Annotated in this window: 16 protein-coding genes; 6 read left to right on the top strand and 10 right to left on the bottom strand. The window is 62.6% G+C overall.

Going from position 1 to position 24,187, the window contains the following annotated elements:
* The 3 genes from APH35_RS10835 to nfrB form a co-directional block, all read right to left on the bottom strand.
* Positions 1 to 663: DUF4434 domain-containing protein (locus tag APH35_RS10835; protein ID WP_060514779.1), on the bottom strand; the 663-nt coding region annotated here is incomplete at its 3' end.
* Positions 663 to 3,668 carry a phage receptor gene (locus tag APH35_RS10830; RefSeq protein WP_060514778.1) on the bottom strand — a complete coding sequence of 1,002 codons (3,006 nt, stop codon included), beginning with the start codon at positions 3,666 to 3,668 and terminating at the stop codon, positions 663 to 665. The genes APH35_RS10830 and APH35_RS10835, both read right to left, overlap by 1 nt.
* Positions 3,665 to 5,839 carry a cyclic di-3',5'-guanylate-activated glycosyltransferase NfrB gene (gene nfrB / locus APH35_RS10825; protein ID WP_060514777.1) on the bottom strand — a complete coding sequence of 725 codons (2,175 nt, stop codon included), beginning with the start codon at positions 5,837 to 5,839 and terminating at the stop codon, positions 3,665 to 3,667. Before nfrB ends, APH35_RS10830 begins: the two co-directional genes overlap by 4 nt.
* 193 nt (positions 5,840 to 6,032) lie before the next feature.
* On the opposite strand from nfrB, the gene APH35_RS10820 reads away from it, so the two are divergent.
* Both APH35_RS10820 and ilvA read left to right on the top strand, forming a co-directional pair.
* Positions 6,033 to 6,464, top strand: coding sequence for a PACE efflux transporter (locus APH35_RS10820; protein WP_003253887.1), 432 nt, complete (start codon positions 6,033 to 6,035; stop codon positions 6,462 to 6,464).
* Positions 6,465 to 6,645: 181 nt separating this feature from the next.
* The gene (gene ilvA, locus APH35_RS10815; RefSeq protein WP_082425770.1) at positions 6,646 to 8,205 is read left to right on the top strand and encodes a threonine ammonia-lyase, biosynthetic; all 1,560 of its coding nucleotides are present in this window, start codon (positions 6,646 to 6,648) and stop codon (positions 8,203 to 8,205) included.
* Positions 8,206 to 8,370: 165 nt separating this feature from the next.
* Here the strand turns inward: ilvA and APH35_RS10810 are convergent, their stop codons facing one another.
* The 4 genes from APH35_RS10810 to APH35_RS10795 form a co-directional block, all read right to left on the bottom strand.
* Positions 8,371 to 9,552 carry a hypothetical protein gene (locus tag APH35_RS10810; RefSeq protein WP_012272132.1) on the bottom strand — a complete coding sequence of 394 codons (1,182 nt, stop codon included), beginning with the start codon at positions 9,550 to 9,552 and terminating at the stop codon, positions 8,371 to 8,373.
* A gap of 63 nt (positions 9,553 to 9,615) precedes the next feature.
* Entirely contained in the window at positions 9,616 to 10,083 is a 468-nt protein-coding gene (locus APH35_RS10805; protein ID WP_012272133.1) for a VOC family protein, read from the bottom strand.
* 110 nt (positions 10,084 to 10,193) lie between these two features.
* Positions 10,194 to 11,813 (bottom strand): NADP-dependent glyceraldehyde-3-phosphate dehydrogenase, encoded by a 1,620-nt coding sequence (locus tag APH35_RS10800; protein WP_060514776.1) that lies wholly within the window; start codon positions 11,811 to 11,813, stop codon positions 10,194 to 10,196.
* Positions 11,814 to 11,960: 147 nt separating this feature from the next.
* On the bottom strand, positions 11,961 to 15,788 hold the full coding sequence (locus APH35_RS10795; RefSeq protein ID WP_060514775.1) for a dermonecrotic toxin domain-containing protein: 3,828 nt from the start codon (positions 15,786 to 15,788) through the stop codon (positions 11,961 to 11,963).
* Between the two features lie 323 nt (positions 15,789 to 16,111).
* Between APH35_RS10795 and APH35_RS10790 the strand changes: the two genes are divergently transcribed.
* The 3 genes from APH35_RS10790 (at position 16,112) to APH35_RS10780 (ending at position 19,285) form a co-directional block, all read left to right on the top strand.
* Entirely contained in the window at positions 16,112 to 17,266 is a 1,155-nt protein-coding gene (locus APH35_RS10790; protein WP_060514774.1) for a hypothetical protein, read from the top strand.
* A gap of 73 nt (positions 17,267 to 17,339) precedes the next feature.
* Positions 17,340 to 18,458: a glycosyltransferase 61 family protein gene (locus APH35_RS10785; protein WP_012272137.1), complete on the top strand. Its 1,119-nt coding sequence runs from the start codon at positions 17,340 to 17,342 to the stop codon at positions 18,456 to 18,458.
* Between the two features lie 44 nt (positions 18,459 to 18,502).
* Positions 18,503 to 19,285, top strand: a complete 783-nt coding sequence (locus APH35_RS10780; protein ID WP_060493479.1) for an AraC family transcriptional regulator — start codon at positions 18,503 to 18,505, stop codon at positions 19,283 to 19,285.
* Here APH35_RS10780 and APH35_RS10775 read toward each other — a convergent pair.
* Entirely contained in the window at positions 19,264 to 19,863 is a 600-nt protein-coding gene (locus tag APH35_RS10775) for a LysE family translocator (protein ID WP_012272139.1), read from the bottom strand. The genes APH35_RS10780 and APH35_RS10775 overlap by 22 nt on opposite strands.
* 282 nt (positions 19,864 to 20,145) lie before the next feature.
* Between APH35_RS10775 and APH35_RS10770 the strand changes: the two genes are divergently transcribed.
* Complete coding sequence (locus APH35_RS10770; RefSeq protein WP_012272140.1) at positions 20,146 to 21,717, top strand: TerC family protein; 1,572 nt, start codon at positions 20,146 to 20,148, stop codon at positions 21,715 to 21,717.
* On the opposite strand, the gene rarD is transcribed toward APH35_RS10770, so the two are convergent.
* Together rarD and APH35_RS10760 are read right to left on the bottom strand one after the other, a co-directional pair.
* On the bottom strand, positions 21,680 to 22,567 hold the full coding sequence (gene rarD / locus APH35_RS10765) for an EamA family transporter RarD (protein ID WP_041166484.1): 888 nt from the start codon (positions 22,565 to 22,567) through the stop codon (positions 21,680 to 21,682). The genes APH35_RS10770 and rarD overlap by 38 nt on opposite strands.
* Positions 22,568 to 22,600: 33 nt before the next feature.
* Positions 22,601 to 24,187 (bottom strand): EAL domain-containing protein, encoded by a 1,587-nt coding sequence (locus tag APH35_RS10760; RefSeq protein ID WP_012272142.1) that lies wholly within the window; start codon positions 24,185 to 24,187, stop codon positions 22,601 to 22,603.

The raw sequence follows: 24,187 nt of genomic DNA, 5'->3' as shown, positions 1-24,187 counted from the left end.
CTCGTAGCTCTGGCGCACCAACGGCGGCAAACGCCCTGTACCGGCGCCATCCTGCCACCACACGGTCAAGCCCAACCCGACCAGTTGATCCAGCCAGCTGGCATGGACGCGCGGCGACAGCTTGCCAGCACTGAATGCACTGATGTGCAACGGTTTGTCCAGCTGGCGGTTGAACGCCTGCAGTTGGCTGTAGAGCGCATCGCGTCGTTCGCCATCACGAAAATGCTGGTCGTCCAGTTCCATGGGCAGGTACCAGCCATCCACCGGCAACTGCCACACCTGACGAAGGTGTTGGTACTGGCTGAGCGAACGGCCCAATTGCGCCTTCCAGTAGCTGTTCAGGCCCTCGCCATCCAGTTGCTCGAGGCGCTGGTAATAGGCCGGGTCCATGTACAGCCCCATAACCAGCTGCAGGCCCTCGGCACGCGCCGTGCGCAGGCTGTTGGCCAGCCAGCCCTGGGCGCCACCGAAATCGCTGTCGCCATAGGCGCTCCATTGCACGATCAGGGTGTTGCCACCTTGGGCAGCGGTGGCATGCCACAGTTGCTGCCATTGGGCGGGGGTGACGCTGGCATCACGGTTCAGCGGTTGGTAGAACAGGCGCTGGTCGGCGGAGGCCTGTAGGCACAGGACCAGCAGGCAATAGGCGATGATCGTACGCATCAGAAAGTCATCTCCGCACCGACCAGCACACCGTTGGCGCGCTCGTAGAGGTTGCCGCCCAGCGATTGCTGGTATTCGGCACGCACTTTCAGCGAGCCGCGGTAGGCGTTGTAGCGGTCGTCGTCGAACCACCATTGCCAGCGCACGCCGACCCCGGCGCGGGCATCCTGGCGCCAGTCGTTGCTTGGGTCCTGGCTGGAAAATTCGACAAAACCGTAAGGCATGAGGGTTTGCGGGGAGCTGCCCGGCAGTTTCCAGGCGTGGTCCTGCTGGAAGCGTGACAGCCAGGCGTGGTCGCCGGCACGGGTCCACCAGGCGGCGTCGAGGTAGAGGAAACGCTCGTTCCAATCGTCCTCATCGACACGCCAGTCGTTGCGCCAGTCACCCTGGTCAAGGAACGAGGCGGTGGCGCGCAGCAGCAAGTCGTTGCTCGATTCGGCGTGGTGACGTAAATCGCCCCAGTTGCCGCCGACCTTGGCCGGGCTCAGCAATTGGCCAAGGCTGAGGCCACGGTAGTGTTCTTCGTCGATCTGGCGCTGGTGGTACAACTCGGCATACAGGTTGAGGTTGGCCTGGCCGAGCGGCTTGTAGCGCAGGCCGACCCCGGTACCCATGCTTTGTGCATAGTCGGTGCGGCTCTGGCCGCCGAACAATACCCGGCCATACACCGACAGGGTGCTGCCGTTGCGGCTGGGCTCCTCGCCCAGAGCGTGGTCCCACATGGCCAGTTGTACGTTCTGCGATTGCGCCCGGCGCGAGCTGCCGCTGCGCTGGCCATTGTCGAGGAACTTGTCGTTGGTGGAGGTGCCGGCTGGTGACCAGGTGCTGGCCAGGGTAATGGTGTCGCGACGTGACAGGCTCTCGTGGGCGCGGCGCTGACGGTACTTGCGGGCTTCGAGGCTACCGTACTCGTCATCAGCGTCGACCAGGTTCTGCTCTACGTCGAGGATGCGCCGCAGTTCGCGGCGTGCCGCAGCGCTGTCTTCATGCTCGTCGTAGCGCAGGGCCAGTGTTTCGCCCAGGCGGTAGTCTTCGGGGAAGTCGTGGGTGGCGCGCTCAAGGTAGGGGATCGACTGAATGCGCTGGGCCTTGTCTGTCGAACCGGCCAGGCGCATGCCGTAATCGGCTCGATAGCGCGGCTGATCGGGGGCCAGGCGCACGGCTTCGGCCAGCCAGGCGGTGCTTTGCGCGCTGTCGCCAGCCAGTTGCGCGGTGCTGGACGCGGCGTAGTAGTGATCGGCGCGTGGGTTGTGCGCCAGCGCCTGGCGCTGAAAGCCCAGCGCGATCTGCGGGTCGCCTTGGCGCTGGGCGATGGCGGCGCCCAGCGCCCAGTCATCGGCGCTGTGGTGTGCGGCGGCGTCCCAGTAGCGGCGGGCTGCACCAGCGTCGCCTGCATTCAGCGCGCCACGGGCGGCGGTGAGGCGGGCGTTGTCGGTCCAGGCGCTGTCCGGCAGGCTGCGCCAGATGGGCAGGGCGGCTTCGGAGTCGCCGGCCGCTTCAAGTGCGTAGGCCAGTGGCAAGCGGTTGCCATTGTCGCCCAGTCGTTCGGCGGCCTGGTAGTAGACCACCGCCTCGCCCGGCTGGTCGGGCATGGCGCAACGCCCAAGGGCGCGGTACTGGCCGGGCTCGCCCGGGGTAGCCGGCACTGCCTGGCGCACGGCATCGCACAGGCCGGCCTCGGCCAGCCGGCCAAGCAACTGGGCGCGGGTATTGGCGTCGACCCGGGGGATCAGGCTGAGCATGCGTCGGCTGTCCAGCGGGCCGTCGTTTCGGGCATACAGGTTGCCCAGGCGCTGCAGCAGCGAGGGGGTGAGGCGGCCCTGGCGACGGTCGTAGGCCTGCTCCAGCAGTTGCCGGGCGCGATCACCGTGGCCCTGTTCGGTCAGCAGGAAGGTGGCTTGCTCCAGCGCGGCGAGGTCGCCGCTCTGCCGGTAGCGTTTCTCCCATTCGGCAGCGGTGCGCGGCTGCGCAGGTTGTGGTGGGTCGCCGTACAGGCGTTGCTTGAGCACCGCGTAGGCCCGCGGGTCGGTACTGGCGGTGCAGCCTTTGAACTGTTCACGGGCCAGATCCGGGTCTTGGTGTGACAACCAGTCGACCGTTTCCAGGCAAGGGCGTTGCAGGTCGTTGCTCAGGCGCTGCACCAGTGCAGCGTCGTCGCCTTCGCGGGCCAACTGCCAAAGTTGCTGGCGCTGTTCGGGGTGCTGCAGTTGCTCGGGCGGTAGCGACTGCAGCCAGCGTTGGGCTTGCTGGTGGTGGCCAACGGCAATGGCGCGGTTGGCCATGGCCAGGCGCGCCTGGTTGGCCGCTGTGGCGGATGGCGCGCTGGGTAACAGCGCATTCAGGCCTTTTTCGTCGACTTTCTGGATATAGGCATTGGCCAGGCGTTGCCAGTCTTCGGCGGGCAACTGGCCTTTGTCGGCCAGCGGCTGCAGCTGTTCGATGGTTTCTTTCCAGTTGCGCAGTTGCTCGGCGAAGTTGGCCCGAGCCAGGCGCAGTACCTGGCCGTCGTTGCCGGGCGGTAGCTGGTTGAGCCAGTCCAGCGCCTTGGCCGCGCCACCAAACTTGGCCAGGCTCAGGCTGTAGGCCTGCCACAGGCGCACCCGCTGGTTGCCGTCGCTGGCGGCCAGCCATTGTTCCACCTGGCTGGCCGCCGGTGGGTCCTGTTCGATCCAGGTCAAGCGTAGCGCCAGCAGGGCGTCGGCATACTCGGGGCTGTCGCCCAGCTGCTCGGCCTGCGCCTGGGCCTCTTTGTAACGGCGTTGGTGGGCCAGGGCCTCGACCAGCAGGGCACGCGCCTCGTCGTTGTTCGGCACCCGCCCCAGCACGTGGCGAGTCAGGCGCTCGACTTCCGCCCAATTGTCTTTCTTGGCCTCGCGGTAGCTGCGGTCCATGAACGGAAAGCTGGTGAACCGCTGAAAGTCGGTCATCGGCGCCGAAGCAGCGGCGGGCAGGGCAGCGCAGAACAGCAACAGTCCAGTGAAAGTCAGGGAAAAGCGCGGCTTCATGCCACCTCCCGGGTCAGGTCAAAGGCGGCCTGCTGTTCGCTGGCCTGTTCGATCAGGGCCTGCTCCAGCACCTGTTCGGTGATGATGCCTCGGGCGATCAGGTGCTCGCCCAGGCTCTGGTGTTCAGGGTCGAAGTCGATCAGCGCCTGGTTGAACAGGGTGACCGGGACCATGCCCCGCACCTGCAGCAGTGCGCCGAGCATGACCTGGTGATGGCTGACCCGTTCCAGCAGCGCTTCGTTGTCCTGGTGGCGTTCAAGGACGGCCAGCATGTCGCGGGTTTCTGGCTTCTGCCAGGGGCTTGGGTAGTGGTAGCGCAGGCCCAGCGTGACCCGGCCCTGGGGTGCCAGGCGGGCCTTGACCGGGCGTTTCAGCTGGCGGCTGATAACCCCAAGCGACACCTGGCTGACCGGGCTTTCGCTGGCCAGGATCAGCGTGTCGCCGTCTTCATCCACCGGCAGCACGCCATAATGCGTGGCCAGCTTGCGCGGCAGTTTGGCGATCAACTGCGGGTCGAGCTTGAACGGGTTCAGCGGTGCCCAGGGCAAGTCCAACTGTTCGGCCAGGGTGGCCACCAACTGCTCGCTGTTCAACCAGCCGCGCAGTAGCAGTTCGCGGCCCAGGCGCCGGCGAACCGGGCTGGTGATGGCCTGCTGCAGCTGTTCGTCGCTGATCAGGCCCTTGGCCACCAGGCGCTGGCCCAGTGGTATGCGGGCAGGTGCGGCGATGGCGGGGAACTCGTGGGTGGTCTTGTCCCAGGCCACGCGCCGCGAATCGCCCATTTCCATGACCTGGCGCAGGGCGCGCAGGTTGGCGAAAAAATTGACGAAGTTGCTCCACATCATCCGCGGTGCCGACAGCAGGCCCTCGCCGATGCCATAGAAGCGGGTGACGAACCAGGCGCGCTGGAACAGCCGGTTGAACAGCATCAGGCCGTTCAGCCACAGCAGGGTCGACAGCAGCCAGCTGTCGCTTAGGATCGACATGAAACGCCACGAATTCGGCGCGACCACCGTGACCAGCCACATGGCCAGCAATACCAGCAGCAACAGGTTGACCAGAAAGCTCAGCAGGTAGGCGAACAGCCCACGGCGGTCACGCCAGAGGAAATAGTTGAGTGCGCCTTTGCGGCTCCACCCGAGGTTGCTGGTGCCCTGGAACACGATGCCGACAATCCAGCGCGACTTCTGCCGGATGGCATGCTGCCAGTCACGTGGGAAGTGCTCGCGTACGCAGATTACCTGGGAGAATTCGCGGCTCATGCCCGGGCGCCAGTCCTGCTTCAGGGTCAGTGCCGGGTCGGTGATGGAATAGCGGGCGAAAATGCACTTCATGCCTTTTTGCTTCAGGCGAAAACCGATGTCGTAGTCTTCGGTCAGGCTCTGTACGTCGAAGGCGATGCCGTCACCGTCCTCGAGCAGCGCGCTGATGGCGCGGCGGCTGAAGCAGGTGCCGACGCCGGCGCTGGGCACCTGGCCCGTCAGCGCTTCACGCACGATCACGTCCTTGCCGTGGTTTTCGGCGAACTCGTCGACATAGTGGCCGGCAGTAAAGCCCTTCCATTCCGGTGCGTAGGGGTACACCGGGATCTGGATCATGTCCTTGCTTGGCAGCAGGTAGTTGAACAGGCGCAACTCCATGGGCGAGATCACGTCTTCGGCGTCATGCAGGATGAAGCCGGCAAACGCGATGCCCGCGTCCTGCTGGAAGCGCAGCAACGCGTCGATGATGTTGTTCAGGCAGTCGGCCTTGCTGGTGGGGCCAGGGCGCGCGCAGACCACCTTGTGCACGTTGGGGTAGTGCAGGCACACCGCGTCGACGTCGGCCTGGGTTTGCGGGTCGTTGGGGTAGGTGCCGACGAAAATCTGGTAATTCTCGTAGTCGATCGTCGAGGCTGCCAGGCGCGCCATCTCACCGACCACGCCTACTTCGTTCCAGGCCGGGACCATGATGGCCAGGGGTTTTTCCGGCACCTCGAACAAGCGCTTTTCATCGGCTTTTTCGAACTTGTCGTAAATGCGAAAACGCCGGATCAGCTTTCGCCCCCAATAGCACAGGTCGATGAAAAGGTCGTCCAGGCCCAACAGGAACATCAGCGAGGCAAGGGTGATTGCCAGAATTTTCAGGCCGAACAGCACATAGGTGAGAAAATCGATGAATGCCAAACTCATGTGGCAGCCACCGAAAGGGTAGAGGGGGCCATCGTCATTATCCTCGCTCGGTTCCTTCGACGAAGTTGTACGAGATGTCACTGTTTGTACGGGATAGATACAAGCAGCCGAACGCGATGTTGTCCAAATTTCGGGCTTTTTCTTACAGGCTACATCTTGTAGTTTTACAGGTCGTTTATTCAGGGAGTTGAACATGCAAGGCAAGGCCCGCAAGATCGTCCAGGCCATTCTCTATGAGGCCATCGCCGTCGCCTGCGTGGCGCCCGCGCTGGAACTGGCGTTCGGTGCCGGGATGGCGCAGTCGACCGTGTTGTCGGTGCTGATGTCGGGCATCGCGATGAGCTGGAACATGGGCTACAACTGGGTGTTCGAGCGTTGGGAAGCGCGCCAGCACAAGCGGGAGCGCACTTTCTTGCGGCGCCTGTTGCATGCGCTGGGCTTCGAGGGCGGGTTGGTGGTGATTCTGCTGCCGTTGGTGGCGTACTGGCTGGACGTGAGCCTGTGGGCGGCACTGCTGACCAACCTGGCGTTGTTCGTGTTCTTCTTCGTTTACGCCTTCGTCTTCCAGTGGGGCTTCGACAAGGTGTTCGATGTGCCGCTTTCGGCGCAGCAAGCCAAGTGTTGACTTGCGGCCGGGCGGCAGGCTAAGTTCCTATCCCATGAACACATTCCCGTACGTGAACGCCATTATTATTACCGCCATTATCAGCTTGGCGGGCTAGCGCGTACGTGCACCGAACCCGCCCTGGAGGCGGGTTTTTTCTCTCTGACTCCTGGGCAACGTGAAAACAGCCAAGGAGTCATCGATGACCAGCTTCAGTGTCCTTCGTACCACCGTCACCCCCCAGCAACTGCTGTCGGAGCAGGTGCGGCGCATTCTTGCCGCGCCGGTGTACGACCTGGCCATCGAAACGCCCCTGCAGGCCGCGCCTGCCTTGTCCGCCAGCCTGGGTAACCAAGTACTGCTAAAGCGCGAAGACCTGCAGCCTACGTTCTCGTTCAAGATTCGTGGGGCCTACACTCGCCTGTCGCGTCTTACCCCCACGCAGCGCGAGTGCGGGGTGATCACCGCTTCGGCGGGCAACCACGCCCAGGGTGTGGCCCTGGCGGCATCGCACCTGGGCATGAAGGCCACCATCGTCATGCCGACCACCACCCCGTCGTTGAAAGTGGAAGGGGTGCGGTCGCGCGGCGGGCATGTGGTGCTGCACGGCGAGAGCTTCCCTCATGCCCTGGCCCACGCATTGAAACTGGCCGACAGCGAAGGCGCCACCTTCGTACCACCGTTCGATGACCCGGACGTGATTGCCGGGCAGGGCACCGTGGCCATGGAAATCCTCCGCCAGCGCCCAGGTGCCCTGGACGCCATCTTTGTACCGGTAGGCGGAGGCGGCTTGATCGCCGGTATCGCCGCGTATGTGAAGTACCTGCGCCCAGAGGTGAAGGTGATCGGCGTGGAGCCGGAAGACTCCAACTGTCTGCAGGCTGCCATGGCAGCTGGCGAGCGGGTGATCTTGCCGCAGGTCGGCACCTTCGCCGATGGCGTGGCGGTGGCGCAGATCGGTGCCCATTGCTTCGAACTGTGCCGGCACTTCGTCGATGAGGTGGTAACGGTAAGCAGCGACGAACTGTGCGCGGCAATCAAGGACATCTACGATGACACCCGCTCGATCACCGAGCCTTCCGGGGCCCTGGCCGTGGCCGGGATCAAGAAGTACGTGGCGCGCGAAGGCGTGCAGGGGCAGACCCTGGTAGCAATCGACTCCGGGGCCAATGTCAACTTCGATCGTTTGCGCCATGTGGCCGAGCGGGCTGAACTGGGCGAGCAGCGCGAGGCGATCATCGCCGTCACCATCCAGGAGCAACCGGGCAGCTTCCGCGCCTTCTGCCAGGCGCTGGGCAAGCGGCAAATCACCGAATTCAACTACCGCTACTACCCCGGCAAGGAAGCGCGCCTGTTCGTGGGTGTGCAAACCCACCCTGTGCACGACCCGCGCGAGCAGTTGCTGGCCAACTTGCGCGAGCAGGGTTACAACGTGCTGGATTTGACCGACAACGAGCTGGCCAAGCTGCATGTGCGCCATACCGTGGGCGGGCATGCAGCACCGGGCGCGGATGAGCGGGTACTGCGTTTCGAGTTCCCCGAGCGGCCTGGGGCGTTGCTGGGCTTTTTGGAGCGGTTGGGCAAGCGCTGGAATATCAGCCTGTTCCATTACCGTAACCATGGGGCAGCGGAGGCGCGGGTGTTTGCGGCTTTGGAAGTGCCGGTGGATGAGCTGGCGGGGTTGCCATTGGCCCTGGATGAGATGGGGTATCGGTATTGGGATGAGACGGATAACCCGGCGTACACGCTGTTTTTGGGCTGACACGCAATCGTTGAACAATGCAATCTCGTGTAGGAGCGGCCTTGTGTCGCGATGGGCCGCAAAGCGGCCCCTGAATATCATTGCCGCCGCAAAAATCGAGGGGCTGCTTTGCAGCCCGATCGCGACACAAGGCCGCTCCTACAAGGGTTCGTGCAAGGGCGGGTATCAACGCTCGCGCATGAAAAAGCCGGCGACGAACTTGCGGAAAGTTTCCAAACTTTTGAAGTCGGCGTAGCGCTTGAAATTTTCAGCATCCGGCTCGGGCCCGATCGGCTGTTCCAGCAGTGACACCGACAGCACCCGGTCCTGGTCCGAGGTCATCAGCAGCTCATCCATGACCTGCCCGCCAATCACCGGCCTGCGCATCTGCACTTTCACGCCCTTGCTGGCCATCCAGTCGATCAGCGACACCAGCGCCTTGAGCGGCTCGCGTTCTTCATCGCGGTATACCGGGAACAGGTGCGCGCGTGACAGCACGGGCACGCTGGCCACATGAATCAGCTCGTAGTAATGGCTACCGGCGCTGGTCGGCGAGTAGATCATCAGGGCCAGCAACGGCCCGGTGGTACGGCTGCCGCCCCAGTACAGGTGGTGCCCCTGGAAGTCGAAGCCGTCTTCACTGCGGTTGTTGAACAGTTTGCGCCCTTTGATCTGGTCGACGCAGTCCAACAGCAGGCCGTGGCGGCGGTGGTTGCCGAACACCGAGGCTTCGCGCAGGCGGGACTTGAGCATCATCATGTGCTTCATGTCCAGGCGTGTTTCCAGGTAGTTGCTGGCAGGCACCCGTTCCAGCAGCGGGTAGCGGCTGGCCACGCTGCGCAGTTCGGCGAACTGGCCGGTCAGGTCCTTTTTCAGGTGGGTGGCGTAAAGGTTGAGGCCACTGGTTTCGAGCCAGGTCAGCAGCAGTGACAGCAGGCGCTGTTGTTCGCGCCGATCGCTGCCATCGCTGCCTGCACCGGCTGTGCCTGCGCGCAAGTCGCCGATCAGGCGCAAGGGGGTGTCTGGCGGTAGCCAGGCGGCGGGTGGCGCGGGGTCGTTTTCGCGCTCGGCGGCTTCCTGCTCGTCTTTGGTGAACGGGCAGCCGGGCGCGTGCTCGGCGGTGCCTGGGTTGTTCTTGAGGAACAGCGTGCCAGTGTTGCCGTTAAGGGTGACATTGAGCACCGGCAAGGCGTCGTTGCGGCAATCGCAGGCCAGCCACTGGTTGGCATTGCGCACCTTCATCAGCAGCTGGTTGGCTTGCAGCAGGCGCGGGCCGGCGAGGCTGCCGGTGGCAAAGCCGACCAGCAGCTCTTCTTCGGCAGGGGTCAGGCTGCGCACCTGAACGGCGGTTTTGTCGATGATTCGCATGAAGCGGCTCCAAGCTACGAGCCTCAAGCTTCAAGCAAAGTCGCGCCGCTTTCAACTTGCCGCTCAGTTACCGCCGAACATCTTCGCGGCGCGGGCGCGAATCTCGTCGGGTGTCAGGTCCTCTTTGTGAGTGGAGACGAACCAGATGTTGCCGAACGGGTCTTTCAGGGTGCCGCTGCGGTCACCGTAGAACTGGTCGGTCAAGGGGTGCAGTTGGGTGCCGCCAGCGGCCAGGGCCTGGGCATAGACTTTGTCGCAGTCTTCGACATACAGGTGCAGGCCCACGCCTGCGCCGCTGAGCTTCTGGCTGGCGGTGAGGCCGCCTTCCATGTCGCAGGGGTCGCCCAGCATCAGCGACGAATCACCAATCTTCAGCTCGGCATGGCCAACGCGGCCACCTGGGGCATCGAGGCGGAACATTTCAACCGCGCCAAAGGCCTGCTTGTAGAACTCGATGGCCTTGGCGGCGTCGTTGATGGCCAGGTAGGGGGTGATGCTGTGCTGGCCTTCGGGGATGGGTTTGACTGCCATGTTGGACGCTCCTGTGCAAGGGGCGCCGGAGGACGCCCTGTTGCTTAGAGTCGTTTGCACAGATGGAAAATCGACAGTGACGCTAGATCGATTGTCTATAAGCGCGGCCGTCAGAAGATGTAGTCGGTGGTCAGGAAGCTCGACTGGCGGTTGCGGATGATGTCGCTGATCAGTTCCTTGTTGGCCTCCTGGAAGCGCGTGGCGACCAGGGTACGGATCGAGAACACGCGCAAGGCGTCATGCACCGACAGTGTGCCTTCGGCGCTGTTCTTGCGGCCGTTGAACGGGTAGGTGTCCGGGCCACGCTGGCATTGTGCGTTGATGTTGATGCGCCCGACCTGGTTGGCGAAAATGTCGACCAGGCTGCCAATGGTGGCCGGGTCGTTGCCGAACAGGCTCAGTTGCTGGCCGTAGTCGGAGTTCAGCACATAGTCGATCACCGTTTGCAGGTCGCGGTAGGGTACCACCGGCACCAGCGGGCCGAACTGCTCCTCGTGGTACACGCGCATTTGCTGGCTGACCGGGTACAGCAAGGCGGGGTAGAAGAACGAGCCGCGGCTGTGCCCGCCACCTTCGTTGAGCACGTGCGCGCCTTTGGCCGTGGCGTCGGCGACCAGGCCATCGAGGTAGTCGACCTTGCCAGGCTCGGGCAGCGGTGTCAGCGCCACGCCAGGCTCCCACGGCATGCCGGGTTTGAGCGCTGCCAGTTTGCGTTGGAACTTGTCGAGGAAGGCGTCGACCACGTCCTCGTGAACGAACAGGATCTTCAGTGCCGTGCAGCGCTGCCCATTGAACGACAGCGCCCCGGTGACGGCCTCTTCGACGGCATTGTCGAGGTCTACCTGGGGCAGCACGATGCCTGGGTTCTTGGCATCCAGGCCCAGTGCGGCGCGCAGGCGGTGGGGGCGTGGGTGCAGCTTCTTCAGGTCGCTGGCGGCCTTGTGGGTGCCAATGAAGGCGAACACATCCACCTTGCCGCTGGCCATCAGCGCGCTCACCGTTTCCCGGCCGCGGCCATAGATGACATTGATCACCCCCGGCGGGAAGCTGTCGCGGAACGCCTCGAGCAGTGGGCGAATCAGCAGCACACCGAACTTGGCCGGCTTGAACACCACGGTGTTGCCCATGATCAGCGCCGGGATCAGCGTGGTGAAGGTTTCGTTCAGTGGGTAGTTGTACGGCCCCATGCACAGTGCGACGCCCAGTGGCGCACGGCGGATCTGGCCGAGGGTGCCCTGTTCCAGTTCGAAGCGGCTGGAGCGGCGGTCAAGGTCCTTGAGGGCGTTGATGGTGTCGACGATGTAGTCGCAGGTGCGGTCGAATTCCTTTTCCGAGTCCTTGAGGTTCTTGCCGATTTCCCACATCAGCAACTTGACCACGGCCTGGCGCTGTTCACGCATGCGTGCGAGGAAGGTTTCGACATGCTGGATACGCTCGGCCACGCGCATGTTCGGCCAGGCACCACGGCCTTTGTCGTAGGCCTGTACGGCGGCGTCGAGGGCGGTGAGCGCGGTGTCGGCATCGAGCAGCGGGGCGCTGCCCAGAATGACCTGATGCTCGGTGTCGCCTTGCTTGAGCCACACCGGGCTGCGCACCGTGGCCAGGGGGCCGTCCCAGCGCCTGAGTTCACCGTTGACCAGGTAGTCGCGTTGTTCCAGGGGGGCTCCCAGGCGCCAGGCTTCCGGAATGTTATCGGCGCTGGGGAAGAGTGAATCGAGCAGACGGTCCATGGGTACTGCACCTCACATTACAGGGCGGGTTTCAAGCCAGGTGAATCGCTTCAGCCTCGAGCATGCACCGGCTGCGGAAAAAACACCAGTCTGGCTCACCCGCAGAGCAAATGCCTGCCGATGCGCCGACAGGCACCGCGAACATGACTAAAGCGGCAGATTGAAAAGGTCGCGTGGCGGGTGGGTGAGCCACTCCTCGCGCAGGGCTTGATTCGTATCGATCACTGTCAAACGTCTCCAGAATTCCCTGCGGGCCTGATTCGGCTGCGACAGGAAGGGCTCTTGGTCGAGCAATGGCCGAAGGTCACGGCGAAATTGCAGTGGCAAGCGTTGCCACAATTCGACTTCTGCAGGGCCTGTGTTCTCGAAGAAGTCCAGGTAATCATCTTCGTTTACCATCAGATCGACACCGTGGGCGGTGTTGTAGGCATCGATTTGTGCCAATGCAGTCTGGCCCAGCCACTCGCTTTCAAGGCTCAGGGATTCAGCTACCGGGTGTGGAACGTTGAACGCGGCAGGCAGTTGCTGGAACTGGTTGGATGTAAGGTCCAGTACCACAGGTTCACTGATGAGGTGCAGGCCCCGCGGCAGTTCGGTGAGCGCACAACCAGACAGGAACACGGTCCTGAGCCCGGAAAGCCGACGCAGGTCGGGTGCCTGAAGCAGGGGGTTGTCAGTCAGATCAAGTATGCCTAGTTGGCTGAACTGGTTTAGCGTTCGTTGAGCCTGGCGATCCCAGGTGATGCGATTGCTGTCCAGGTCCAGCCAGAGTAGATGCTCGGGGTTGGTCAGTTCAGGTAGGCGCTGGAAACGGCAATTGGTGAGAAACAGGCGCTTGAGGTTGGGGAAACGTTCGTGAAAATCAGCTGGGAGGTGGCTGAGCATCGGGTTGTCGTTAAGTGCAATGTGTTCGATGTGGGTGAATTGATCGGGCAGGTAGAGTGTCGCCAGGTCCTCGTTGCGCAGGTCGAGGCCGGAAAGGTCAAGGCTGAAGAGTCGGCCAGTGCTTCCGAATGGCAGCCAGGAAAGGCGGCGCCAGGCGTTGATGATTGGGCGCACTGCCAGGTGCCGCTGGTGCGGGCTTGATGGGTCGGGCCTTGCCCATTGCTGCAGGTTTTGCCGCAGAGCGCTCAGGTGCTGCTGGAGGTCTCGCAGTCGCTCGGTGGGTGTACGCATGTCATACAGGTCGTGGTCTTCCTGTTCATCGCCCAGCCAGTCGGCGAATTCCGCATCGGTGGCATCGGGGAAAATGCGGCGGTAAGCCGCTGCCAGAGAACCGGCCTGAAGCGGGGGCGCTGGCAACGGCTCCAGGGGGCGGCCGCCGCGTAGCCAGCCTTGTGTCGAGCGCCGCTGCAGAGGCGCTCCCCAGAGTCGCTGCGCCAGCACGGGCCTGTTTCTATCGACCCACGCCAGTACGCGCTGGCGCACTACGCTGCCGTCGCTTCGTGCAATGCCGAGGGCTTCGCGCTGCACGCGTGGCAGCGCCTGCTCCACGGCACGGCACAGGTCCTCATCACGCAGCGCGGGCGCCGGGCGCTCTCCCAGATCGGCCTCATAGCCTTCGGCCGTTTTGATCACCCGGCACAGGGTGGTGGCCTGCTCACTGCCGACGTAGTTCAACATTGGGCCTTGCGGGCTTGCAGCGCGCAACTCAAGGCGTAGGTCAGCAGGCCATTCGGGCAGGGCGTCCAGTGCGCTGAACAGCAGGCGCTCACTGTCAGCGCTGCACCGCGCAGGATGCAACAAGTCTTCCAACGCACGTACCAGCGGCAGCTCGCTGTGTGCCCGTTGGATCTGTTGGCCAATCGCTTTGGGGAGCTCGCCGTGCTCTTGCCAGGTGAGTGATTCAGTATCGTCCAGCCGTGCCAGCAACCGCCTGGCCAAGGCGGGAGACAGGCGTGGGTAGGCCGTAAGCAACTGCTGCGTTGCGGGGGCGACTGCCGCGTCGCCGTTGTAGAGCTGGTCGAACAGACCCGGCGCTGCGTTTGCACCCATGCCTCGCACTTCGGTCCGTATCGCCATGCGTTGCAGGGTGTCGAGCAACAGCGGCGGGGTTGGCTGGCCTTGCAGGTGCACCTGTCGCAAGCGTTCTGCGTCGATGCCGCAGATGCGCCCGGCCTGCTCCAGTTGCTGGGGTGTGAACGCTGCGAATGGCTCACCCAGGCGCCGCACGAGTGTTGCGAAAGGCCACTGGGCGGGCTGTTCATGCTGGCCGCGCCAGGCACCTTGCCCGTTGTGTTCCAGCGGTGGCTGCCAGGCATCCGGTGTATCCGGGTGAATGATGCGCCATTGCTGCAGCGTGTTGTCGAAGTGCTGCTGGAAAAGATGGCCGTCCAGGCGGATGAATTGCTGGCCCTCGTGCAGGTACTGGCCTTGCGCATTGGGTTGCAGATGCTCTGGCAGCTCGATGCTACTGCGGTAAGGGGTCAGGTCCTGATTCCAGAGCTTGTAGCCCCCGTTGTTGCCGGGCACTTCCTGGAGGTTTTCCAGCAGCGGGCTGCCGAACAGTTTGGGGACCACGCGGCCTGCCACGGCAAGGCCGCCTATGAGGCCCAGGTTCAGGCCGACGGCTTCCAGATGGCGCAGGGCAAGGTGGCGGTCGCCTTCCTCCCAAGCCTCGTAGCCTTCGAATACCTCGCCCAGCAACTGGCAAGCGGTGACGGCCAGCATCAAGGGGCCTGCCCCTGGTATGAAGAAGCCGGCAACGTTCAGTGCATCCCAGCCAAGGCTTTCCCATTCTTCCAGGCGTTTGGTTCGAGCGTTGGCATCGGCCGTTGCGGTCGGTACCGCAAGCTGGCTGGCTTCATGCTTGAGGCGGGCCAGGTGCTGGTCCTGGTAGTAGCCGAACGGCTCTGCCGCGATCACCTGGCGCGTCGGGCGCAAGTCCACGTGCGCTGCACGCAGCCAGGGGCGGTCGAAGGCAGCGTTGCCGGAGGCGTCGAGGTTCTGTTGCAGCAGGTCGAGAAAGTGCGCGCGCTCATCCAGCCTGATGTAGGCGGTAAATGCCTGGCGCGCTGCGGGCTCCAGCAACAACGTCGCCAACGCTTCATGCACCGCTTCAAGGTCATGGCACTGGCGCAGCGCTGGGTCATGGCCAGGCAAGAACAGCGCAAGCCCCGCGCTGCCGACATCGATCAGCATCACTTCGTGCAGGATGCTGCCGAACAGCGCCAGCTGCCAGCACGTCACGTTGTCACCTTGCAACAGTCGCTCTATTTCGTCACGAGCGTTGCCGCCAAGCAGGTGTCGCAGGTAGGCCAGGTCGGCCGCCAGCCGCAGGCTGTCTTGTTGCACGTGCATGGCTTGCGCGCGAACGCCGGGTTGCCCTAAATGGTGTGTCAGATGGGCCTGGTAGGTGCCACCCAAGTCCAGTTCTCGACACAGTGTGGCGAAGGCTTCGGGACTAAGCGGCAAACGATCTACCTGGTAGTGTTCCGACTTCAGTGGAAACTGCGCAGTCGGCACCTGCATGCCAAGGGGAGCGTACCCTTGAACCTGAATTGCCGTGACATAAATGTTGTCCTTCAGCGCAATCGCGCTCTGGGAGGTAAATACTTCGTCATCGGCAAAGTTCTGCAGGGCCGCTTGTAACAAATTGTCGCGACGATGGCTGTAGAGATAGCGTAAGCCGACCCAGTGCCAGTTGCTTTCAACCCGCAGCAACTGGCTGTTGCGCAGTGGCGCGTGAAAACCATGTGCCGCAAGGTGGCCTTGCAGCAAGGGTTCGGCGAATTCGGTGATCTGTGCGAGGCCCTTGAGTGAGCGGGCCAAGGCGGCTTGTGAGCGAACCAGGCGTGCCTGGCTGGCGTGCGCTGCCTGGCGCAGGTCTGGGGCGGCATTGGCGAACCAATCCTGCTCTTGCCACGCATTAGCCTGGGTTTGCTGCAACGCGGCCCACTGTTTGGGTGTTGCCCGGTGGGCCCAATGGGGTAGCTGCGCCTTCAGCAGGGCTTGATGCGGGATGTAATCAGGCATGGTGATGCTCCTTTTATGCAAAGAAGGCATCAAACGCTAATTATCAATAGCCAAGTGGTAACGGAGTATCGTGCTTATCGGCACGGTTATAGCAAAGTTTCGATGATGAAAGCGTTTCGAGCAGAAAATTTGACGCCATGAAACTTGTTCTAAAGTCAGCGAAGAGCCGCTTGCCAAAGCCTTTCGGGGCATCTTAAATTGTTACTGAATGTGATAGGAAAGTTGTAGGGCAAACTATAAAAATCAAAGCGTTAAGTGTTTTTGCTGGTTTTTTCTCTCTTTACGCATGGCCATAGAGCACTTCAAAGGACGTTGAAGAAGAAATGAAAGAGACCTTGACAGCTGTGGCGCGAAAGCTCCTGTCGCCCTCCACGCGCTACGAAATGAGACTGCTGGCCAGCAAAACGCGAGAAACGATGGCGCGTGCCTGTTTCTGGCGGTGGGAGGTTGCCAGGTTTCGGCCGCAGCAGGAGAGCCCGTACGAAATCCTCTACATCGGCCGCAAGCAGCAACGGGAAATGGCCAAGCTGCTGATCGGCGGCAAAGGCCAGGGCAGCGCATCGATCGTGGAGGGTGCAAATGCCACGGCGGCTGCCAACCATGTGGTGGTCATCAGCGAAATGCCGACCTCGGGGGCGCTGTCCGTGCCGCATTACCTGAGCGCCGTGGTGCCGCTGGGGCGACCACTGGATGACATCACGGCCCGCTACGACAGCGAACTGCGCCGCAGCATTCGCAAGAACCGGCCGCTGTATCACATGCGCCAAGCCCTCTCGGACGACGAAATCAGCATGGCCGACCGGGACCTGCTGCGCCCTTATGCCACGGCCAGGCAAGGCATCCACGCCGCGCAGTTCCCTACCGAAGAGGTGTTCCGAATTGCCAAGAGCGTCGGCCGGCTCGACTTGATCATGCTGGGCGATGAAGTGATCGGCTGCCACCTGGGGTGTGAAGTGGTACGCGGCGGCAAGCGTTACTGGAGCACCTTGCGCTTTGGCTATTGCGAGGCGGTGTTTTCCGATGCGAAGAAACTGCGCGAGGTGAATTCGATCACCACCTTCATGGCGCTTGAATGGGCACTGGAGCAGGGCTTCGATTACTACGACATCGGCCTGTGCCTGGCACGCCCGGACGACGGCCTGTTGAAATGGAAGCGCCGCCGGGGTGGTGATATCGACTCACTGGGTAACCATGCGTACCTGTTTGTCCGCCTGCCAAAGACCGGCACGGCGAAGTTTTTGTGGGACACGCCGATGTTCGCCGTCGAAGGCGACAAGCTCACGCTGCATCTGGGGTTGCCGGATGGGCCTAGCGATGAGGAAGTTGCCAGCCGTTACCACGAAATGGTGTTTGGCGGCCTGCACAAGATTTATCTGTACGGTGGCAACGGTGCAGGTGAGCCGTTCGTGGAAACGTTGCGCAGCCGTTACGCAAGCCAGCAGTCACCGCCCACCATGGAAAGGGTCACATGCAACTGAGTGGCTGCCAGGGATGCATTGATAGGGCGCCTTGCGCCAGGCTTCAGACTTCGTCATCAAGGGAGGACGCTTCATGGGAGGCGATATCTCGCAGTTCAGTGCATCGCCCGCAGCCAAGCATCACACCTGGACCTTGGCCGCCTATCGCTACATGGCGCGTAAACGCTTGGGCAAGAACACGGCCATCGACCTTAAAAGCATCGCCACCAAGAGCTGGGACATAGCCCCTGGCGAAGCCACGGTTTCGCCGCCAGCCATTTTTCTGCCCGGCCAGCTGGAACGGGTGACAGGCTGGGAAGGCAAGCGCTTCTACCCCTACGTGCACCCGGCACGCACCATGGAAGGCGGCGTCAATACGCTGCAAGGGCCAACCCGCGGCTACCTGATCAAGGATGTGTGGCTAATCGACGGGGCGTTGTACAAGGGCAAGGCCAGCCATTGGTTGTCACTGAAGCCAAGCACCTTCCCGACCATCATCGTCGACAATGAGATCGACCGCGCGGCTATCTACTGCACGCAAAACGGCAACTCGTGGTTCGGCACCTGGCTGATGGAAGATTGCCCGACCTATGCGCTGGCTTGTAACGAAGGTATCCCGGTGACCACCGCACCTTCTGCCCGGTTTCCACTGTTTACTCAGGCACCGGCCTATGAGGAGTTGCTGGGTATGAAACCGCTGCGTTTGCGCAGTGCGTTCTTCCGTGAGCTGGTGCTGTTCGATGACCAGAGCAACAACCGCAGCCGGCATGCCCGCTATCGTGCGATGGGCGACAAGCTGCTTTCGCATGTGCCGCATGCGCAACATCCTGGGGTGTTCCTGCTGCGCGGTGGTGATGGCGACCTGCGCCTCTTGCGCAACGAGCTTGAGCTTGCCGAGCACTTGCGCGTTACCCGTGGTTTTCGCATCGTCAACCCGCTGAAGTCCGACCTGCCGAGTATTGTCGCTGCCTGCGCCGGTGCCCAAGTGGTGATCGGGGTAGAGGGCAGCCAGTTGGTGCACGGCGTGAATGTGCTGCAGGCAGGCGGTTGCCTGCTGACCTTGCAGCCACCTAACCGCTTTGTCAGTTACTACAAGTACCTGACGGACCGCGACCACCAGCATTTCGGTTTCGTGGTCGGCATACCCGAAGGTGACGGTTTTCGGATCGATATCGGCGAGGTAGAGCGCACACTGGACCTGTTCCCACGCTAAGTGTGTAGTATTCGGGCACATGGCTGCGGCGGGCGAGGCGAAGGATGATCGAGGTATCACGGTTCTGGCGCGACCCGGCGCTGCCGTTCGTCGAAGCCCGAAGGGTAGGGGACGGGCGCAAGGTGTGTTACGCCGCGCACGCCCACGAAAGCTTCTCCATCGGGGTGATCACGGGTGGGCGCAGCACCTACCTTAACGCCGGTCAGGGTGTCGAGGTGACGGCGGGGACCACGGTGCTGATGAACCCGGGTGTGGTGCATACCTGCAACCCTGTTGCCGGGGAGCCGTGGTCCTACCTGATGCTGTTCGTCGACCAGCCTTGGTTGCAGGCCTTGGGGTTTGCCTTGCCGGCGCAGACCTGGAGCCGTTCGCCACTGTTGTACCAGCGGCTTTTGCAAACCTTCGCCGACCTGTTCGATACCCGTCTGCCAGATCGCGAAGCGCGCCTGGCGGCTTTCTTCAGCGGATTGCCGGAATTACTGGGTGGCAGTGCCCCTGTGAGTGACGAGGGCAACCCTCGACTGCAGGCGGCGGCAGCATTCATACGCGCCCACCGCAGTGACGCGTTGAGCCTCGAGGACATCTGCGCGGCCTGCGGCCTGTCACGCTCCTACCTGATTCGTGCGTTCCGCCAACATTTCGGCCTGACCCCGCATGGCTATCTGCTCGACCAGCGCGTGCAGCTGGCCAGGGCGCGGCTGCGGCAAGGCCGGGCGATTGCCGAAGTGGCACAGGAGGCCGGGTTTGCCGACCAGGCGCATTTGCAGCGGGCATTCAAGCAGCAACTGGCGGCGACACCAGGGCATTATCGCAATGCGCTTGGCTGAATGATCAGGTAAACCGCACTGGCAATCAGCAACACGGCCAACCCTCGGTTCAGCAGGCGCATATGCCGTGGATTGCCCAGATACCGCCGGATCACGCTCCCGGCCCACGCCCAGCAGGCCACCGAGATGAAACAGATTGGCCCATAGATCCAGGCGAACAGCCACAGCAGGTGCTGTTCACCGCCGGTGTAGGCGCCCACGCCGGCGACTGCTGCCAACCAGGCTTTGGGGTTGAGCCACTGCATTACCGCGCCCTGCCAGGCTGAAGGGGCCATGGTCGGGTGTTCGCTGCCCAGGTTGCCATCGTCACTGGCCAGTTTCCACGCCATGTACAGCAGAAATGCCACACCGCTCCAGTGCAACAGCAGGCCCAGCAAAGGCCAGCGCAACATCAGCTGATGCACGCCCAGCCCGACCAGCACCAGCAGCAGGCAAAAGCCCAGCGTGGCGCCGGCCACATGTGCCAGGCTGGCGCGCAGGCCGTGGCGGGCACCGCTGCCTAGTGCGACGATGTTGACCGGGCCGGGGGAAATCGAGGCCGCCAAGGCGAAGGCGGCCATTGACAAGGACAGGCTCATGAGGGAAATCCGAATGGCTGAAGGAGGGCTTCATCCTCGGGCATCCGCTTGCAGAGGTATTGAACAAAAGTACCCTCTCCACAACTGGAAGCGTGCAGTGCAGAGGTGTTACAGGTTTTGTAATAGTTTTGCGCTACTAGAGAAACCTGCTGTGCTTGTAGCATCATCCTCCCAATTTGTTATCAAGGTCTATATGAGCACCTTCGCGGAGCCCCCCAGTTTTCGGCCGTTTCGGCCATCCTTTCCCTGTCCTTGTGACGCCTTCCTCGTGAGTACCCGCTAATGGAATGGCTAGCCGACCCAACGGCCTGGCTAGGCCTGTTGACGCTTATCGTCCTTGAGCTGGTGCTGGGTATCGACAACCTGGTGTTCATCGCCATCCTCGCCGACAAGTTGCCGCCTCACCAGCGTGATCGCGCACGGGTCATTGGCCTTGGCCTGGCGTTGATCATGCGTCTGGGCCTGTTGGCCAGTATTTCGTGGATGGTCACACTTACCGCGCCGCTGATCGACGTATTCGGCAAGAGCTTCTCTGGCCGTGACCTGATCATGCTGTTCGGTGGTGTATTCCTGCTGTTCAAGGCCACCATGGAGCTGCATGAACGCCTGGAGGGCCACGTGACACAGGCCAGTGGCACATTGCGCCATGCCGCGTTCTGGCCGATCGTCGCCCAGATCGTGGTACTGGACGCAGTGTTCTCGCTGGACGCCGTGATCACGGCGGTGGGCATGGTCGATGAGCTGTCGGTGATGATGATCGCGGTGATCTTCTCGATCGGTATCATGATCGTTGCCAGCAAGCCGCTGACCCGTTTCGTCAACGCCCACCCCACGGTAATCATGCTGTGCCTGGGCTTCCTGATGATGATCGGTTTCAGCCTCACTGCAGAAGGCCTGGGCTTCCATATCCCGAAAGGCTACCTGTATGCGGCGATTGGCTTCTCGATCCTGATCGAGCTGTTCAACCAGCTGGCCCGTGCCCGCCGCAAGCGCAGCTTGCAGCAGCATCGACCGCTACGCGAACGTACTGCCCATGCGGTGCTGCGCCTGCTGGGCGGCCGCCGGATCGAAGCTGACGAGGTGGGTGAGGAAATCGCCGATCTGGTCGAAGGTGGCGAGGAACAGGTGCTGTTCGACCGCCGTGAGCGGGTAATGATCAGTGGTGTGCTGAACCTGGCAGAGCGGCCGATCCGTACGGTGATGACCGCGCGTGCCGAGGTCGATGTGATCGACCTGGCACAGCCGGCCGAGGCCATTACCCAGGCCTTGGTCAACTCGCCGTACTCGCGCCTGCCGTTGATCCGCGATGGCCGTGTGGACGAACCCTTGGGTTTTGTGCACAAGAAGGAATTGCTCAAAGAGCTACTGTCGGGCGACCAACCCGATCTGGAAAGCATGGCCCGGGCGCCGTTGAACCTGCTGGAGAGTTTCAGCATCCTCAATGCCCTGGAGCAGATGCGTGGCCAGTCGACCCACATCGCATTCGTGGTCAACGAGTTCGGCGACTTTACCGGCCTGCTGACCATGACCGACATCCTTGAGTCGATTGCCGGTGAATTGCCGGATGCGAGCGAGGTAGAAGGCCCCGGCATCGTTCAGGAGGGTGAAGCCTTTGTGGTCAGTGGTGCACTGAACTTGAGCCAGGTGCAGGCCCGTACAGGCTTCAGTGCCCGTGCTACCGAAGATTACCAGACCCTCGCGGGCCTGGTGATGAGCTTGCTCGACCGCCTGCCGATGGTGGGTGATCAGTTGGCCTGGAACGGCTGGATGCTGACCGTGGAGGCGGTTGAAGAGCGGCGGGTGCGCCAGGTTCGGCTTACACCGAACGGCGGCGCTGACGCAACAGGTGCTTGAAGCCTTCGAGCACCAGCACCAGCACTGCGGCCCAGATTGGCAGGTAGGTCAACCACTGATCCGGGCCGATGGTTTCGCCTAGCAGTAATGCCACCCCCACCAGCAGCACGGGTTCGACGTAGCTGAGCAGGCCGAACAGGCTGAATGGCAACATGCGGCTGGCCAGTACGTAAGCGATCAGGGCCGAGGCGCTGATCGCCCCAAGGATCGGGATCAGCGCATACAGCCCAGGGTGTGCTTGCAGGTCGGCATTGGATAGCGGGCCCTGGATAACGAAGTACAGGGCCCACGGCAGCAGCAGGCACATGTCGCACCACAGGCCACCCAGGTGGTCGGTGCGGCAACGCCGGCGCAGCACGAAGTAGATCGGGTAACCGATCGTCACCAACAGGGTTTCCCAGGCAAAGCTGCCATTTTGGTACAGCTCGTGGCCCACGCCCAGCGCGGCGCAGGCCACCGCCACCTTTTGCAGGCGCGACAGGCGCTCGCCATACACCAGCCGCCCGGTCAGGACCATGGCCAGCGGGAGCAAGAAGTAGCCCATCGACACTTCCAGGCTACGCCCGTGCAGGGGCGCCCAGAGAAACAGCCACAGCTGCACGCCCATCAGCCACGAAGTACCGACCATGCCGAGCAACAGCACCGGCGTGCGCTTTACCCGGCCCAACAGCTCGCCGACCCGTTTCCAGTCCTTCGAGACAAGCATGAACAAGGTGAGGCAGGGCAGCGTCAACAGGGTGCGCCAGCCAAAGATTTCTTCGCCATCGAGTGGCTTGAGCAGCGAGGTATAGAAGTACATCACGGCGAACAGACAAGACGCCATGACCGATGAAACAATGCCTTTTGACACGAATGCCTCGAATACGGGAGTTGAGCGAGTGAATCAGCCGCGCATGATCTCAGGGGCAGCGCCTTGCGGCAACTGCGCAGCGCCCGGGCGTGTGGCCAGGGCTTCAAGGAACTGGGCAGCTGGCATGGGCCTGGCGAACAGGTAACCCTGCTGGAAGTCCACCCCATGCTCGGCCAGGTAGTCGCGCTGAATGTCGGTTTCGACACCCTCGGCTACGATGCCCAGGCCCAGCTTGGCCGACAGCTCGATGATGCTTTCGAGAATGTGCACCGACAGCGCATCGGCACCTATCATGGCGACGAAACTCTGGTCGATCTTCAGGTAGTCGACCTTGAATTGCCGGAGGTAGTTGAGGCTCGACTGGCCGGTGCCGAAGTCGTCGAGGGCAATCATTACGCCCATGGCATGCAGTTTTTCGAACAGTTCGAGGGCCACGGGCGTGGGTTCGATCAGTTTGCGCTCGGTCAGCTCCAGGGTGAGTACCACCCGGCCGGGCGGAAAGTGTTGCAGGAACGTACGGCAGTCATCCAGCAACCTGAGATCGCGGCAATGGTCCGCGGTGATGTTGATACCAACATGAAAGCCGTCCTCCATCAGCCCGGCATAAGGTGCCAGGCTTTGCGCGGTATGCGTCATCAGCGCCCGGGTCATGGCGACAATCTGCCCGCTGTGTTCTGCATATGGGATGAACAGGTCAGGGCGAACGAGGCCTTCTCGTGGATGATTCCAGCGCATCAGCACTTCGGCGCCGGCCCAGCGGTAATCGCCTTTGCGTACCACCGGCTGGAAATACGGCAGAAACTCATCGGCCTGCAGGGCGCGATCCAGTTCGGCACGGGGGGAGGTGACGCGACGAATCTGCCAGCGGCATGCCAGCGCCGCCACAACCCCCAGCACCAGCAGCAGGCTGAGCAGGGCCGGGTAGTGGCTGCGTAACAGTTGGCCTTGCTTGTTGGCGCTGTAGCCGCCCTGCACGCTAAACGGGTATCGCGTGGAGCCTAGCAACACGTTGGCGCTGGAGGCGGCAGGTGGTACGCCTTTGTGCACCACTCCGTCTTTGCCCATCCAGGCGTCGCCGACGCGGATTTGCAGTTCTTCATCGGGGCCGATCAGGCGCAATGCCGTCAGCAGGTGGTCGCCATCCACCGTGGTGATTGCACCGTGGTCACCATCGCTGGCACGGTATACCAGTAGCGGGTGGCCAGGCGTAACCGAATTGCCGTCCATCAGCCATAGCTTGCCGTCTACGTAGTCGGCTGCATTGACCGGTTCCTCGAACTCGCCGAACAACGAGGTGCAATAAAGGTTGTTGTGCCTGAACAGGTTGGTCGAGCGCACGAAGGCATTGCGGGTAACCTGGGCCCGCAACGTGAGCTGGGCTTGATCGCAAGCGCTGCCAGCCAGGGGCAGCAGCGCATTGGCAGCAGCGGACAGGTTGTCGAGGATGCGCTCGACGTGCTCCACCGCCTGCCGGGTGGTGGCCTGGCTACTGGCTTGCATTTCGCGCTCGATCTGCCAGTTCATCACGCCCAGGCCGCACATTACCGGCAGTACGCCGACGACCCAGGGCAACAGGGTACGCCAGCTGAGCGCGGCGCGGCGTTTGGTGGTGAGGGGCAT

The sequence above is a fragment of the Pseudomonas sp. NBRC 111132 genome (assembly GCF_001320565.1).
GTDB classification, from domain to species: domain Bacteria; phylum Pseudomonadota; class Gammaproteobacteria; order Pseudomonadales; family Pseudomonadaceae; genus Aquipseudomonas; species Aquipseudomonas putida_P.
Note: the sequence above shows the minus strand (reverse complement) of the source record. Positions and strands in the feature narration are given on the sequence as shown.

What these genes read in the sequence shown, in the direction of transcription:
- APH35_RS10780 (WP_060493479.1), top strand. Translation starts at nt 18,503, where the DNA reads ATGATCGAGGTATCACGGTTCTGGCGCGACCCGGCGCTGCCGTTCGTC.
- APH35_RS10770 (WP_012272140.1), top strand. Translation starts at nt 20,146, where the DNA reads ATGGAATGGCTAGCCGACCCAACGGCCTGGCTAGGCCTGTTGACGCTT.
- APH35_RS10820 (WP_003253887.1), top strand. Translation starts at nt 6,033, where the DNA reads ATGCAAGGCAAGGCCCGCAAGATCGTCCAGGCCATTCTCTATGAGGCC.
- nfrB (WP_060514777.1), bottom strand. Translation starts at nt 5,839, where the DNA reads ATGAGTTTGGCATTCATCGATTTTCTCACCTATGTGCTGTTCGGCCTG.
- APH35_RS10760 (WP_012272142.1), bottom strand. Translation starts at nt 24,187, where the DNA reads ATGCCCCTCACCACCAAACGCCGCGCCGCGCTCAGCTGGCGTACCCTG.
- APH35_RS10790 (WP_060514774.1), top strand. Translation starts at nt 16,112, where the DNA reads ATGAAAGAGACCTTGACAGCTGTGGCGCGAAAGCTCCTGTCGCCCTCC.
- APH35_RS10805 (WP_012272133.1), bottom strand. Translation starts at nt 10,083, where the DNA reads ATGGCAGTCAAACCCATCCCCGAAGGCCAGCACAGCATCACCCCCTAC.
- APH35_RS10775 (WP_012272139.1), bottom strand. Translation starts at nt 19,863, where the DNA reads ATGAGCCTGTCCTTGTCAATGGCCGCCTTCGCCTTGGCGGCCTCGATT.
- APH35_RS10800 (WP_060514776.1), bottom strand. Translation starts at nt 11,813, where the DNA reads ATGGACCGTCTGCTCGATTCACTCTTCCCCAGCGCCGATAACATTCCG.
- APH35_RS10785 (WP_012272137.1), top strand. Translation starts at nt 17,340, where the DNA reads ATGGGAGGCGATATCTCGCAGTTCAGTGCATCGCCCGCAGCCAAGCAT.
- APH35_RS10795 (WP_060514775.1), bottom strand. Translation starts at nt 15,788, where the DNA reads ATGCCTGATTACATCCCGCATCAAGCCCTGCTGAAGGCGCAGCTACCC.
- ilvA (WP_082425770.1), top strand. Translation starts at nt 6,646, where the DNA reads ATGACCAGCTTCAGTGTCCTTCGTACCACCGTCACCCCCCAGCAACTG.
- APH35_RS10830 (WP_060514778.1), bottom strand. Translation starts at nt 3,668, where the DNA reads ATGAAGCCGCGCTTTTCCCTGACTTTCACTGGACTGTTGCTGTTCTGC.
- APH35_RS10810 (WP_012272132.1), bottom strand. Translation starts at nt 9,552, where the DNA reads ATGCGAATCATCGACAAAACCGCCGTTCAGGTGCGCAGCCTGACCCCT.